At 39.7% G+C, this 16416-nt stretch carries 8 protein-coding genes; 7 read left to right on the top strand and 1 reads right to left on the bottom strand.

Annotation, left to right across the window (positions count from 1 at the left end):
- The first annotated feature begins 107 nt into the window (after positions 1 to 107).
- The 7 genes from HAP68_RS01065 to HAP68_RS01095 all read left to right on the top strand — a co-directional run bounded on the left by HAP68_RS01065 (position 108) and on the right by HAP68_RS01095 (position 15991).
- A complete protein-coding gene (locus HAP68_RS01065) occupies positions 108 to 4898 on the top strand; it encodes a type I polyketide synthase (protein WP_024084834.1) in 4791 nt (1596 codons plus the stop codon).
- A 21-nt stretch (positions 4899 to 4919) separates the two neighbouring features.
- Complete coding sequence (locus tag HAP68_RS01070) at positions 4920 to 6443, top strand: phytoene desaturase family protein (protein ID WP_024084835.1); 1524 nt, start codon at positions 4920 to 4922, stop codon at positions 6441 to 6443.
- 94 nt (positions 6444 to 6537) lie between these two features.
- Positions 6538 to 13158 carry a non-ribosomal peptide synthetase gene (locus HAP68_RS01075; RefSeq protein ID WP_051401525.1) on the top strand — a complete coding sequence of 2207 codons (6621 nt, stop codon included), beginning with the start codon at positions 6538 to 6540 and terminating at the stop codon, positions 13156 to 13158.
- Positions 13159 to 13178: 20 nt separating this feature from the next.
- Positions 13179 to 14222 (top strand): methyltransferase, encoded by a 1044-nt coding sequence (locus HAP68_RS01080; RefSeq protein ID WP_024084837.1) that lies wholly within the window; start codon positions 13179 to 13181, stop codon positions 14220 to 14222.
- Positions 14223 to 14377: 155 nt separating this feature from the next.
- Positions 14378 to 14854, top strand: a complete 477-nt coding sequence (locus tag HAP68_RS01085; protein WP_014304250.1) for a DUF4879 domain-containing protein — start codon at positions 14378 to 14380, stop codon at positions 14852 to 14854.
- An 80-nt stretch (positions 14855 to 14934) separates the two neighbouring features.
- Complete coding sequence (locus HAP68_RS01090; RefSeq protein WP_007408989.1) at positions 14935 to 15183, top strand: sigma-G-dependent sporulation-specific acid-soluble spore protein CsgA; 249 nt, start codon at positions 14935 to 14937, stop codon at positions 15181 to 15183.
- Positions 15184 to 15292: 109 nt separating this feature from the next.
- Entirely contained in the window at positions 15293 to 15991 is a 699-nt protein-coding gene (locus HAP68_RS01095) for a YqeB family protein (RefSeq protein WP_024084838.1), read from the top strand.
- A gap of 45 nt (positions 15992 to 16036) precedes the next feature.
- On the opposite strand, the gene HAP68_RS01100 is transcribed toward HAP68_RS01095, so the two are convergent.
- Positions 16037 to 16297, bottom strand: coding sequence for a hypothetical protein (locus tag HAP68_RS01100; RefSeq protein WP_003156732.1), 261 nt, complete (start codon positions 16295 to 16297; stop codon positions 16037 to 16039).
- Positions 16298 to 16416 lie beyond the last annotated feature (119 nt).

Below are 16416 nucleotides of genomic sequence, written 5' to 3' on the forward strand. Positions count from 1 at the left end.
CCTATCACATTATTACGGGAACTGAATTCCATTTTAAGGTAAAAATGTAGATCTTATTACCCTTCCTATCAAAAATTTTCTTAGAAAGAAAGCGGGAGTGATCCGTAATGAATAGCGTTCAATCTTATATATTTGAACAAGTGAAACAGCATAAGCTAAGCCAGAAAGAAGCAAAGCGAATGCTAAAAGAATTAAAGGCTGCAAGCAGCAATGAAGATATTGCTATCATTGGAATTTCCTGCAGACTGCCGAAAGCAAACAATACAGATGAATACTGGCAGAATCTGATGAATGGAGAAGACTGCAAAGCGGAATATCCAAAAGATATGATCAATTACATTAAACCGATCGTAAACAATAAAGGGTTTACTGATTTTCTCGGTTCAGGATATCTGACGGAAGAACAAGCAGATAACTGGAAACCTGGCGGATATTTAGAAGACGTAGACAAGTTCGATCCTGAATTTTTTAATATTTCTCCTAAAGAAGCAAAGGCCATTGACCCGTCTCACAGAGTATTGCTGGAGACGGTATGGACTGCGATTGAAGATGCAGGGTATGCAGGGGACAAAATTTATGGAAGCAACACATCGCTCTTTGTTGGAAAAGACCATGTCAATAATACGTTGTACCGCTACATTACAGAATCAGAATCGACAAGTATGACGGGCAACTGGCCGGGTTTGATGGCGGGGCGGATTAATTATTTATTAAATTTAAAAGGAAGTTCTATGGTTTTGGATTCTGCTTGCAGCTCGGGGCTGCTTGGTGTGCATCTTGCCTGTAATGCTTTGAAAAATAAAGAATGCGATATGTCTATTGTCAGCGGAATTTCATTAGGATTCTTTCCGCGCTTCAAAACGTCCAAAAAATCAATGATGGAATCAGTAAGTGATAAAGTACACTCATTTGATAAAGACGCAGACGGGACATTTTTCAGTGACGGAGTAGCTGCAGTCATCTTAAAACCTTTAAGTAAAGCCAAGCAGGACGGAGATCATATTTATGCTGTTATCAAAGGGAGTGCAGTTAATAATGACGGGGCCTCAAATGGATTGACAGCTCCAAATGCCATCGCCCAGGAAGAAGTACTGGTTCAGGCATGGGAAAATGCTCAAATTGATCCCGAAACCATTCAATATATCGAAGCGCACGGTACAGGCACAAAGCTTGGAGATCCAATTGAAATAAAGGGGATTTCCAATGCGTTTTCAAAATATACGGACAAGCTGCAGTTTTGCGGGATCGGATCTGTTAAATCTAATATTGGCCATACCGTTGCCGTTTCGGGTTTGGCGTCACTTATCAAGATCGTTCTGTCTATGAAGCATCAAGTCATCCCTCCGAGTATTAATTTTAAAGAACCGAATTCATTGATTAACTTTGTGAAGTCACCTGTATTTGTTACAGACAAAGCCCATGAATGGCCTAAAAATAACTCACCGAGGAGAGCGGGAATCAGTTCTTTCGGCTTTGTGGGGACCAATTCACATGTAGTGATTGAAGATGCTGGAGATGAGGTTGAAGAGGTCATTCCTGCAAATGAAACATTTGAGATATTTACTTTATCAGCTAAAACAGAGAATTCTTTAATGAAACTCATCAAGGAATATAATGAATTCTTTAAAAAAGGAACTCAAAAAAACGTAAAACATATTTGCTATACAGCAAACACAGGGCGGGGCCATTACGGCTACCGATTGGCTCTGATTGTAAAAAGTTACGAAGAATTAAAGAGAAAAATCGGCAGGCTTGCAGGACATAACCTGAATGAAATATCAGAAAAAGGCGTATATTTTTCTTTCCATAAAGTTGGTTCTGATAGAAAACAGATTATGGATGAAGGAGAAATTTCCTTATCTGAACATCGCAAAATGAATGCTCAATCTGACAATTTGATACATGACATTCTTACTGAAGGGGATGAATATTTACTGCTAAACCTTACGGAAATTTGCAACCTGTATGTCAGAGGAGCAAAAGTAGAATGGACAAAAATGTACAAGGATGAGCGCAGAAAGATTGTCAGTCTTCCGACATACCAATTTGAAAGAACATTATGCTGGGGAGAAGTAAAGGACAGAAGAGGTCAAGCGCCGCATCAGAAAAATATCAGTCACCCGCTGATTGACCAGTGTTTGGCTGATTCAATGAATGAGACGATCTATTCAACGACATTTAATGTGAATAAGGATTGGGTTTTAAGTGACCATAAAATCATGGGGGCTTGCGTTATTCCGGGAACGACTTATATCGAAATGGGAAGAAGAGCAAGTGCCGCTTACTATAAAAGCAATCAATTAGAATTACGAGATATTATCTTCTTCACTCCGTTAACGGTAAATGAGGATGAGAATAAGATTGTACACACAATCATTAAGAAAAAGAAAGAATGTATTCAATTTATAATAGCCAGTCAGGAAGGAGAAACCTGGATTACACATGCAGAAGGAAAAGCGTTTCCATTAACAGACTCTGTATCAATGTTTGATTTAGACTCTGTTAGGAATGACAGTAATAGAGAGAAGATAAAAGTCAATTATGAAAATAAAAATGGTTTAATCAGCAAAGTCTTTACTTTCGGACCGAGGTGGCTGAACTTCAAAGAAGTCATACTGGGCCCTGATGAACAATTGGCCGAATTAAAATTGGCTGATGAATTTACAGCAGATTTAAAAGACGTCTTTTTACATCCCGCTTTGCTAGATAATGCAGTGAACGTGTTTATTGGAGAAGATGATGACGATAGTACATTCCTTCCTTTTTCATATAAAAGCGTGAAGATTTACTCAAGAATGCCGCAGCATTTTTATGCATTTGTCAAAAAGAACGCAAGCAGTAAAGAGACAAAGCTGTGTGATATTCATTTAATAGATACAGAAGGAAATGTTTTTGCAGAAATCACCGATTATGTATTAAAAAAAGTAAATCGGATTAATGCCCTTTTTGAAGAAAGTTCTGAATCACTTTATCAATTAAAATGGATGGCGCAAGAAGCTTTTGAAGAAGAAAAAACAGAGGTAACAGGTCCTATACTGTTATTTAAAGACAACATGGAAATTTATAAATCTATACTGGAACAGTTGAAAATTCATGACGATGATGTTATTGAAGTGGAGTTTGGGGATGAATTTCAGAAGATAAATGGGCGGAAATTCCTAATTAGCGGATCAGAAGAAGACTATGTTCAATTATTGCATAGCATAAACGATCAAAATATCAGCAGCATTATACATATGTCTTCTATCAGCCGCCAAGGAACGGAATCATTAACAGATTTAGAAGACATGCAGAATAAAGGCGTATACAGCCTGTTCCGCTTAGTCCGGGGATTAAGTAAGAATAAGATGAAAAGCAATATTAATTTGCATCTTATTTCTGAACTTGTGACAGAAGTGTCCGGAGAAGAAAATACAATCAATCCATTGGGCGCCGCGTTGTTTGGTCTGGGACGTGTTATTTCGCAGGAGTTCCAAAATGTTTCATGTAAAGCAATTGATATTGATGAACATACTTCACCGGAAATTATTAGTGAGGAGTTAAGAACAAAAGGGAAACACTATCAAGTCGCCTTTAGGGATGGTAAGCGGTATATCAGTCGGTTGGATACGGTTGAACCGATAAAGGATAAGAAACACGGCGGTATGGAGATTAAAGAAAACGGTGTCTATATGATTACCGGCGGCACCGGCGGAATCGGTTTGGAGATCGCAAAGCACCTGGCTGGAAAACATAACGTCAATGCTGTATTGCTCAATCGCTCTAAACTGCCTGATCAAAGCCGATGGGACGATATCATTGCTGATGGAACGGATTTAAAGCTTTGCAGAAAACTGAAGTCCATCAGAGCTATCGAGTCAATGGGTTCTAAAGTTGATTGCTACAGCTGTGAAGTTTCTGACTTAAACAGCATGGAGCCGGTAATTGAAGAAATAAAACAGAAATACGGTACGATCAATGGCGTGTTCCATTGTGCCGGAGTTGCCGGGGACGGTTTCCTCTTTAGAAAAGAAGCTAATATTTTTAAAGAAGTGCTCGCTCCTAAAATTAATGGAACATGGGTTATCAATCATTTAACGAGAGACGTAGATTTAGATTTCACGATTTTGTTCTCCTCAATTAATTCTATTTTCGGAGGTGCCGGACAGGGAGATTATACAGCTGCAAATGCTTATTTAGATTCCTTTGCTTATATGCAAAACAAACAGGGGAAAAACACGCTGTCAATTAACTGGCCGGCTTGGGATGAGGTCGGCATAGCTGTCGATTATGGAATTACTGATGAGAGCTCTATTTTCAGATTATTGACGGTAGAAAGGGCTATTTCCGTTTTAGAAGAAATAGCATCGAATAAGCTTACTAATATCATTCCAGGTACATTAAATATGAAGCTCCTCGCTTTTGCGAAGGATGAATTGTCTTTTGAATTATCTGAGCAAATCAAAAACAAATTAATAGATAAAAACAGGACAAAAAACGAAGCAGAAAAACGTCGAAGAACAGATACTGAAGATATAGTGCTGAAAGGAAAGGGAGAACTTTACTCTGATACCGAAAAAAGTATTGCGCAAATGTACTCTATGGTTTTGGATATGCAAGAGCTGGATTTATATGAAAGCTTTAGTGCCATGGGCGGCGATTCTATTATGGCAACCCAACTGTTAAAACTGATAAATCAACAATATCCTGACATTGTGGATATATCTGATATATTTACATATTCCTCTGTAGTGGAGCTATCAGAGTATATTGACAAGCAGCTGAATAAAGATCATCAGCAAGAAACGGAAGAAGATACTGCTGAAAATCGGCTTGAGCAAGAACTCAACAATCTATTTGACGACCTGGAGAACGGCAAAATCAATATACAAGAAGGATTGAAAATTCTAGAAAACTAGTTTCGGAAAAGGGGAAAATTAATGAAGAATACAGAAGAAAACAAGACTGCAATCATAATCGGAGGCGGTATTGCAGGAATGGCCGCGGGCTGTTACTTGCAAATGAACGGATACAGCACGAAAATTTTTGAAATGGGTTTGCTGCCGGGTGGTTTATGTACCGGCTGGAAGAGAAAAGGGTACTTTTTTGACGGTTGTATCAGCTGGCTGGTCGGTTCAGGACCTAACAATACCTTCCATAAATTTTGGAAAGAACTGAATGTAATACAAAATATGGAATTCATTAATGATGAAGAATTTGCGGTTGTTAACTTTAGAAATGGTGATACATTTACGCTGTATGCTGATGTAGATAAATTAGAACAGGAGTTTTTAAGAGTTGCACCTGAAGATGCGGAAACAATTAAGCTTTTAACTGATGGCATTCGAGTTGTTTCTGATGTAGAGCTGGATTTGGATAAAGCGCCCGAACTGTTCGATTTAGCAGACTTTGAGGCCTTCAAAGCAAAGGCTGGCCCTTACATGAAAGTAATGGGGCAATGGGGAAAAGTGACGATCAAAGAATTCGCCCAGCGCTTTAAAAGCAGTTTTGTAAGAGAAAATGTAAATCGTCTGTTTTGGTTTAATGTAGATACCCCTATATCTTACTTTATGGCTACTTTAGGCTGGGCTAATAGCAAATCTTCAGGACATCCTGTAGAAGGTTCTCTGCAATTCGCAAAAATTATTGAAGCCAGATATGTTGAATTAGGCGGTGAGATTCAATATAAATCACCTGTTTCTAAGGTTTTAGTAGAAAATGATAAAGCGATCGGAATAGAGCTGAAAAACGGACAGTGTCATTATGGAGATATCGTCATTTCAGCAGCGGATGGCTATAAAACTATTTTTGAAATGCTGGATGGAAAATATACAGATGATGAACTGACATTTTGTTATGACAACCTTAAAACAAGTGCACCGCAAATTTATGTCGGATTGGGCGTATCAAAAACGTTTGAAAAATATCCTCATTATTTGAGTCTGGAATTAGAACAGCCTCTTAATGCCTATGGCTGTGACAACGTTAAAAACATATTTGTGAAAATATATAACGAAAATCCTTCATTCGCGCCTGATGGCAAAACGAGTATTATCGTGTATGCGAAAACTTCTGCTGAATACTGGGAGACTTTGCAAAAAAACAACCGCGAAAAATATGAAGAAGAGAAAAAAGCAATTGCGAATGTAATGATTGATGAATTAGACAAATGGTTTGGTGAAATTAAATCAAATATTGACGTGACTGATGTATCCACCCCATATACGATCAGAAGATACACAAATAATAGAAATGGAAGCTGGCAGGGCTGGGAAAAACAGATGGAAGGCATCATGCACGAGAAAAAACTGAAACGTTCACTTCCCGGACTTAAAGACTTTTATATGGTTGGGCATTGGAGTCAAGTGGGAGGAGGTCTTCCGAGTGTTGTCTTACAGGCCAGAAATCTGGTGCAGGTGTTATGTAAAGAAGATGGAAAGGTTTTTGAGACAAAAATTAACTAATTCAATAAGCTGCTTCAATTGAAGCAGCTATTCTATATATCCATGATGCTTCTCATATTTTATATAGAATCAAAATCGATAGGGGTGATTAATCGTGGATGATATTTCGATTATAAAACAATATGTATTGGAGCAAGTAAAAGAGCAAAAAATGGACAGGGAAATGGCTTTGCGCATTTTAAAAGGATTATCTGATAAGTCCAAGAAAAATCAATGTGATATTGCCATTATCGGCATATCCTGCCGTTTCTCAAAAGCCAATAATGCAAAAGAATACTGGCAAAACATTATGAACCGTGCCTCATGCATCCGGGACTTACCGGAGAAGCGGCGGAAAGATATTGATCCATTGCTGCCCAGTGCGAATGAGAATTCTTATTTTAGAGCGGGATTCTTAGATGAAATTGATAAGTTTGATTCATCATTTTTCAGAATTTCGCCAAGAGAAGCCATGCTTATGGATCCGAAACAAAGATTGTTTTTGGAGACAGTTTATCACGCTATTGAGGACTCCGGTTATGCGGGGAACAAGTTACAAGGTTCGAATACAGGTATTTTCGTTGGACATGATCATAGCGGTGACTTGAAGTTTTCCTATGCTTCCCTAGTAAAGGATGCGGATATGATTGCAATGACGGGTACTTATCCCGGCATATTGGCAAGCAGGACCTCCTACATTTTTAATCTGAAAGGGCCAAGCTTGGTTGTTGATACAGCCTGCTCTTCCGGACTCGTTTCGGTTCATCTTGCTTGTGAGGCACTTAAAAATGAAGAATGCAGCATGGCTATTGCGGGAGGCGTTAATTTATTTCTGAGACCTGAAAATATAGGTACGATGAGCGAAATAGAAGCGGAAAACGCTAAAATCAGCATTTTTGATAAAAATGCAAAGGGGACCGCATGGGGTGAGGGGATTTCTGCTATTGTATTAAAACCTTTACATAGGGCTATAGAAGACAGAGACCACATATATGCTGTCATTAAAGGGAGCGCTACGAATAATGACGGGGCTTCTAACGGAATCACTGCTCCTAATGCTGAATCACAAGAGAAATTGATTTCCCGTGCCTGGAAGAATGCGAATATTAGTCCGGAAACTATTTCTTATATTGAAACACATGGAACAGGCACGATTTTGGGAGACCCGATTGAGATCAAAGGGATAACGAATGCGTTTAAGAAATATACCGATAAAAAGCAGTTTTGCGGTATAGGTTCAGTCAAACCCAATATCGGCCATACAGTAGGGGCATCAGGCATGGCGTCTCTCATTAAAGCATGCATGGCTTTAAAAGAGAAGGTCATCCCCCCAAGTATCAACTTTAATGAACCGAATCCTTTAATTAATTTTTCGAATTCACCTGTTTATGTGAATGACATGATAAGAAATTGGGAAAAAGGAGAGACGCCAAGAAGAGCCGGTGTAAGTTCGTTTGGCTTCAGCGGAACCAACTGTCATATTGTATTGGAAGAAGCACCTGAAATAATAGGTGAGACTGAACAGAGACAGGTAAAAGAGGTATTCACTCTGTCTGCAAAAAATAAGTCCGTCCTGAATGATATAGCATCAAAGTATCTTCATTTTATCTCGGAAGAAAACAATTTGAATCTCTCTGATCTTTGTTATACAGCGAATACGGGAAGAAAACATCTGGAGAATAGAGTGTGTTTTCTCGTAAAAGACATCGAAGATATGAAGGAAAAACTTGAAAGTCTGCTCGAAGCGCCGGTTCAGCAAGAAGAAGCTGCATTTTCTTATAAGACCGATAGAGATCTAAGTACCGCTGCTGGAAAAAAACTTAAGGCTTATAATGCAGGCGGGAGAACAGATGAGAGTCTTCTGATTGATATAAGCAAGCTCTATGAAAAAGGTGCAGAGATTGATTGGGAAATGTTATATGAAGGAGAAAAAAGAAGAAAAATCAGCTTGCCGGGTTACGCATTTTTGCGGGAGAGACATTGGGTGAAACTGCCTGAAAAATTACCGATAAGCAATGCACCAGATAACCCTTCAGTCAACAAGCCTCAAATAATAAGACTGAGTGGCAGGGAAGACGGCTGTTATTCAGAAACAGAGCTAATGGCAGGACAAATTTGGGGAAATGCCCTTGGAATCAATCCGATCGATGTTACATCCGATTTTTATGAAATGGGCGGAGATTCAATCATAGCAATAGAAATCATCAACTTTATCAATAAACAGCAAGGAACGGAGCTTTCAGTTTCAGACTTGCTAAAGCATTCGAATATAAAACTCTTCTCAGCTTATTTGGATGAATATTCTCTGAGGAAGACAAATGATGTGAATGTGATTCCCAAAGCAGGCGATTTAGAGTGGTATGAGGCCTCATCTGCACAGAAAAGAATTTTTATTCTAGATCAATTAAATAAAAACAGCACTTCTTATAATATCCCGTTCTTTTTAATGATTGAAGGAGAGTTGGACGATAAACGTTTAGAAGATGCGTTTAAAAAATTAATAATCAGGCATGAGGTTTTAAGAACGTCCATAGGTTTAAGGGACGGGCAGCTTGTGCAAATCATAGAAAAAGACGTTCGATTTAAAATGGATAGAATCAAGACCTCCGAAGAAGAATTAGAGAGCCTTATGTCTAATTTTGTCCGCCCGTTTGATGTAGAAAAGGCTCCTTTACTGCGTGCAGGATTAGCCGAGATTAGTCATCAAAAACATCTTTTAATGATAGATTTACAGCATATTATAGCGGATGGGGCGTCTATCCCGATCTTCCAAAGGGAATTGATAAATTTATACGAAGGCAACGAACTGCCGTCATTGAACATTCAATTTAAGGATTTTGCGATATGGCAAAATGAATTATTTCATACTGAAGAAATGAAAAAACAAAAAGATTTTTGGTTAAATGAGTTTAAAGGAGAAATTCCCGTTCTCAATCTGCCCGCAGATTTTTCAAGAGAAGCCGAACGAGATGATCAAGGTGAACGAATCTATTTTTATGCAGGAAGAGAGCTGACTGCCAAGTTAACAGAATTAAACGCAAAACAAAAAGTCACCCTTTTCATGACTTTAATGGCTTCATTTAATGTGCTTCTCCATAAACTTACTGGTCAAGAAGATATTATTATCGGCACACCTGTAGCCGGAAGAAAGCATAAAGAATTAGAAAACATGATAGGAATGTTTGTAAATACGCTGGCACTGAGAAATAAACCATCTGCCGACAAAACATTCAAAGAACTGCTTGAAGCCGTTAGGGATAATGCGCTTCTAGCTTATGAAAATCAAGATTATCCTTTTGAAGAGCTTGTAGACCATTTGAACCTTGAGAGGGATATAAACCAGAATGCTCTTTTCAACGTTATGTTTGTCCTTCAGCTGATGGATAATCCGGCAATTGAAGTAAATGGGCTGAAATATAAGCCGTATCTTTATGAAAACAAAACAGCGAAATTTGATCTTCTGCTTCAAGCATTTCCTTCAAAAGAGGATATCAAGTTTGAGTTCACTTATTCATCAAACTTGTTTAAGCGCACAACTGTAGAAAAATTCTCACAGCGATTCTTAATGATCCTCAATCATATTGTTGAAAGTCAAGATGGACTAATCGGGGAGATTAACATTTTAGAAGAAAATGAACGACGCGAAATATTGAGTTACAGTGGAAGATCACTGAGAAGCAGAGGCACAGATGCATCTATCTGTGAGCTTTTTGAGAAGCAGGCGGAAGCAACGCCGAATCAAATAGCTGTGTCTGCACAAGACGGAAGCTTAACTTATAGTGAGCTGAACAAAAATGCAAACCGGCTTGGAAGAGCACTCATTCAAAAAGGTGTCAAAAAGAATGAAGCAGTAGGCATAGCTGCAGACCGAACCACTGATTTTATCATCGGAATAATGGGAATTTTAAAAGCAGGAGCAGCTTATCTGCCAATTGATCCATCATATCCGCAAGAAAGAGTTGAGTATATGCTCAAAGACAGCGGGGCCCGTTTGTTACTGACGGATCGCAACAATCATGGTCAAAGGTACGGAGTAGAAAGTGTTTGTCTGAATGAATTGGAAACAGTTCCAGACGACGGGAGGAATGTTAAAGGAGGAACGGAAGGGCATAGCCTTGCCTATATCATCTACACTTCTGGATCAACGGGACACCCAAAAGGTGTGATGATCGAACATAAAAGTATAGCGAATTTAACAGAAGCCCTGCATGAACGTATCTACTGCAAACATGGCGGGCAGCAGAATGTAGCGTTGTTGGCACCCTTTTCTTTTGACGCTTCTGTCAAACAGATTTTTTCTGCACTGCTTTTGGGACACTCTCTTTACATCGTCTCTGAAGAAGCCAGGCATGATATCACGAAACTTGCTGAATTCTATATCCAAAATAAAATAACTATTTCTGATGGAACACCAGCCTATCTCAGCCTGCTCTCTGAGTCTCCGCAGTGTGGCCGTATAGGTGTAAAACATTTTATTATAGGCGGCGAAGTGCTTAAACCTGAAGAAGTAAAGCGTTTCTATAAAGTATTTAAAAAGAATGACCGTCCTTATATAACAAATGTATATGGACCGACGGAATGCTGTGTTGATGCTGCAGCTTATACGATAAACCAGGATAATATTTCCAATATAAAGAGAATCCCTATCGGCACACCGATAAAAAACTGTTCTATCTACATACTAGATAAACAGCAGAAGCCTGTGCCGCCGGGAGTTATCGGAGAGTTATACATCGGAGGGGAAGGAGTTGGACGAGGCTATTGCAATCGTGAAGAACTAACCAAGGCTAAATTTATCCCGGATCTTGTTCATTCTGGTGAGAAAATGTATAAAACCGGAGATTTAGGCAAGTGGAATGAGGATGGGAATATAGAATTTGCCGGAAGAATCGACCGACAAGTAAAAATCAGAGGATTTAGAATTGAACTGGATGAGATTATAAACAGACTGCTGTCTCACCGCAATGTTCAAGAAGCGGTTGCGATTGCTCACAATGATCAGATATATGCCTATACAGTATGTAAAGATACGCAGCCGCCTTCTCAGCTAAAAGAATACTTATTGGAATATCTGCCGGAATATATGATCCCGACAGTCATTATTGGCATAGATAAAATTCCGTTGACGAACAATGGGAAGACTGATGTAAAACGTTTGCCGCTTCCAGCTGAAAATAATGCCGAGCTGCATCACTTTATTGCTCCGAGAAACGAGATTGAACGAATCGTCAGTGAGGTTTGGTCCGACATTCTTGAAGTTTCTAAAATCAGTATAAAAGATAACTTTTTCGTTTTAGGCGGAGATTCAATTAAAGCCATACAAGCAGCGGTCAGAATGGAAAAATTCAATCTTAGGCTGGAAGTGAAAGACATCTTTCATTACCAGACAATCGAAGGAGTTTCGAATAAAGTCAGTTATATAACAGCGGCATCTGATAACAGTGTGATAACGGGAGAAGCCCGTCTTGTGCCAATTCAATGCTGGCTGGCTGAAAGCCATAATGATACTCTGCACCATCGGAATCTTTCTTTTATGTTATACAGGGAAGCCGGGTTTGGCGAAGATATTGTAAAAGACATTTTCACCCGGATTATTCAGCATCATGACAGTCTGAGAACAGTATTCAAACGTAAAGGCGATAGAATGGTACAGGTAATCAGAGGCCTGACGGACGGCGACTTGTTTGACTTTCATCTGATCAATGCAATAAACATGCCGCAATCAGTTTTAAAAATGAAAATAAATCAAATACAAGCCAGTATGGATCTGACTCACGGCCCGCTTGTTAAATTGGCACTCATTAAGGAAGCAGATGGGGAACATCTGTTAATCGTCATTCACCAAATGATCATTGATCATATGTCTTGGAGAATACTGCTTGAAGATTTTAATACAGCATATCAGCAAGTTAAAAGTAACGAAGACATTGTATTACCAAATAAAACCGATTCGTATTTAAAATGGTCTGATTATCTCTATAAATATGCTGAAAGTGAACGGCTGTTGTTTGAGAAAGAGTATTGGACGAAAATCGAAAATGTTTATGCTCCGTCTATTCCGGTTGATATTCAGGGGCAAATTGCCAAAGTCAAAGATAACAGACAAGTGTACAGGCAGTTTAATGTTCGGGAAACTGAAAATATAATGAATGCGATTCAAGGACAAGATCATTTCACTATTGAGACTGTTTTGCTCACAGCTTTAGGTTTGACAGTAAAACATCAAACAGGCAGTAATACATCTCTCGTGCACTTAGGCAACCATGGCCGCACTCATCAGAGTGAGAAGCTTAATATCTACAGAACAGTAGGCAGATTTTCTGCAATCTATCCGGTGGCTTTGGAGGTCTCCGATTCTGATCATATCGGTTCGAGTTTAGATAATGTTAACTCGACCTTAGCCAATATTCCTGATCAAGGGATAGGATATGGTATTTTAAGATATTTAAAACAAGATATAAAAGAGAAATCAAAACCAGACATTTCATTTAATTATATGGGCGAATTTGATAATGAACTGCACACAGAAAGCTTTACGGTATCTCCGCTTTCAACCGGGAATGATATAAGTGAAGATGAAATTTGGAATTACAAGTTTAAGTTTATTGTGTTGGTAAGAGAGAAAAAATTGAGCATTGGAATTGAATATAATCAAAATCAGTACTATAAGAGTACTGTAGAAAATCTGCTCAATCAGTATATGCGTTATATCAAAAAAGCAGCAGAAACCATTTAATTAATCGGAGGTTAACGTAAATGACCAATTCAGTTCAGCAAGATAAACAAGTACCGAAGAAATATCCTCAGGCCGCAGTCATGCAAATGGTTTCAGGGCTGGGGTTTTCCCTGGCAGTTAAAACAGCGGTAGAATTGGATGTATTTTCCGCTTTTCAAAATGGACCAGCTTCAGCGGAAGCGATAGCTGAAGCCCTTGAATTGAACCCCTCTGCCTTATTCAGGCTCTTAAGAGCGCTGGAATCCGTCGGTTTGGTCGCCCAAGCTCAAAATGGCTATTATGATGTAACAGAGTATGGTGCCACTTTGATGCCTGGGAAAGCAAAATCCATTGAGCCTTTGGTAGAATATCTGCTGCATGAAACAGTAGTGCAGTCTATGTTTAAAATGGATTATAGTATCAAAACCGGCAAATCCGCTTTTGAAGCCATTTATGGTGATAAATGGTATGAGAATAATAGTCTTGATCAAGATTACTTAAAAACAATGGATAAGGCGATGGAGATTTATTCAAAAATGAGTCTGCCATCCATATTGAAAGCTTACTCATTTGAAAAGTTTGATGTTATCGTAGACGTCGCGGGAGGAATGGGCCAGTTAATAACAGGCATTTTAGGTGTGGCTCCTAAATCAAAGGGGATATTGTTTGATCTTCCAAAAACGATACAAAGTGCAAAAAAGCATTTAGCATCTTCAGAGATGAGCGAACGCTGTCAGTTTACGGAAGGGAGTATGTTTGAGGAAATTCCTTCCGGCGGAGACTTGTATGTGATAAGCAAAGTGTTAAACGATTGGGATGATGAGCATGTGGTTGCTATTCTTGAAAATATAGCCGGTGCCATGTCTGATCATTCCAAGCTGATTATAGTTGAAAATGTGCCTGAAGCAGACAGGCTGTCCCCTGAAGAAGCTTTTCGTGATTTATTATTTTTAGTATGTTCTGCAGGCGGCAGAGTCAGAAAGAAAACCGAGTTTGAACAATTGATTGAAAAAGCCGGATTAACACTATTAAATGTAATTCAGACCCCGAGTAAATACACAATTTTGGAGTGTGGAAAGAAATAATGTTATATAAGCTATCTCCTTTAGGAGATAGCTTTTTTATATAAAAAGTTCACCAATTTGACTGATTGATTCTGTCTATCTATTGATTTCTCTGATAAAATGAAACTTATAATATTTAACATAATTATAAATTTGAACCACAAGGAGGAAGAAACATGAAAAAAAGACTCGTTATGCTATTTGCCGCGGCCGCCGCTGCTTTGTTGCTTGTGAGCGGGTTGTGGGCTCCGTCAGCGTCTGCGGCGCCGGCTCCTGCTTTAACACAAATCCGTATTATCGGTGTGACGTCTGACGGTCAGAATTACCAATGGGAAAATATCGGTCCGAACCAAATCAGCGCATCAAAACCGATGAAGGGGACAACGGGTTATTTAGCCGTATATTTCCAAGGGTATCCGAACAATAATACGATCCAGGCGTTTAACAACGGAACGAATATTACAAATCTTACGTCAAAAGCGCTGGAAGATGAATATACGAAAAACGGCAATATCGTTACAGGCTATATTAAATATTACAGCGTTCCTCTTTCTTATGTCAGTTCAGGAACGTTCTCTTTCTCCGCAACGGGGCTGAACGGGCCGTACACGCCGTTAAGCAGCGGATTTTTCTCCATTCAGGTACAGAGTTAAAACAGCCGCCCGGTGCTTTCATGTATAGTTTTCCTCTCTTTCCGGGAAGCTATTCCTAAAGAAAAGGGAGGGCTTACATGATGGACAGGACACTCGGATATTTGCGCGAGTCGCTTTCGAACCACTTGGAGCATGATGTGTGCCGGGGGATTTATAAAAAGCTTCAGGTGAAGCATTATGCAAATGAGGGCGAGTTCGTGAAAGATCTAAATGATCTGGAAATGGATGCGTTGAATCAGGTGCTTGAAAAGGAAATCAAATATGCTGAGAACGAGCAGGATGAGAAGCGCACGATGGAATTGAATGAAGTATATGAGCTTCTATTTTAAAGAGCCTCCCGGCGGCCGGGAGGCTTTTTATTGTTTCGGAACCAGTTTACAGAATCATCCAACCCTTTGTATAATGGATAGTTGTGAAAAACACAGACGGAGGAGAAACATGAACGAAATAAAAAAACAGACGGTTCTTGAGTTGTCATCGGTTGAAAAAGCTTTGGTTTATCTGGTGCCGCCATTATTGGGGCTGGTCATCGGATGGTTTCTGCCGGTCATTGCGAAGTGGGCCGTAACATTGGATTGGCTGCCTTTTCACGGGCCGCTGGAAATAATCGCTTCCTTTCACGGATGGAAGGCTGCGGCTGCAACCGCCGTTATCGGCTTAATTGGGGGAGTGTGGCTGACGCGGGCAGCTTTTAAAGAAAGTCTTGTGGCAGTCGTGACGGACAGCGAGGTGTCCTTAACCATATATAATGAAGAAAGCGTGTTTTCGAAAGACAGCATTTCCGGTGTGTTTACGGATGGGAAGTATCTTGTCTTATTAGGCACTGAAGGACAGGAGCTTTTTCGGGAGAAGCTTGAGCCGGCGGTTGAAAAAGCGGCTGATGCGTTTCGCGCGCATGGGTATGTCTGGCTGGGGACGGAAGATCCTTTTAAAGAAGAATACAAACGGTGGGTGCCGGACACGCCGGATTTGGAGCCTGGGGCAAATGCTCTTTTAAAAGCGAGAGAAAAGGCGCTGAAAGAGGAGGAAAAGGCTGATGCGAAAGAGCTGAAAGCGGAAATATCCAAACTGGGCATTACCGTGCGGGAGAAAGGGTCGCGCCAATATTGGCGGATCTATAAAACGCCGTCTGCATAAAAAAAGCTGCCGCCGTTTGATACGGCCGGGCAGCCCGGGAACAGATTATTTCTTCTTGTCATCATAATATTGAACCGGGTACATGGAGCCTTCGGATACCATTTTGTTATCTTCAATATCTTCGGGATGCGGGTTGCCTGCTTTGTTGACGGGGAATGATTCAATATCCTGCTTCCCGGAGAGCGATGTTTTCATATTGCGGATAAAGTTCATCACCTTTTGGCGGTTTGATTTATCTTTGAGCAGGTAGGAAGTCACTCCGACAGTCGACACGGCAAGTCCTGAAATGAGCAGTTTTTGTTTCACGATAAAAACTCCTTTCTATTTCTGGCTTGCAGTAGTTATTCCCGCTTAACGGCTGTTTAAACATCGGAAGGTTAATTTTGGCTTGCCGCTTTAATGCGATAAAGATTGACAAAACTATT

It is taken from the genome of Bacillus sp. Bvel1, from assembly GCF_014872755.1.
Lineage (GTDB): Bacteria > Bacillota > Bacilli > Bacillales > Bacillaceae > Bacillus > Bacillus velezensis.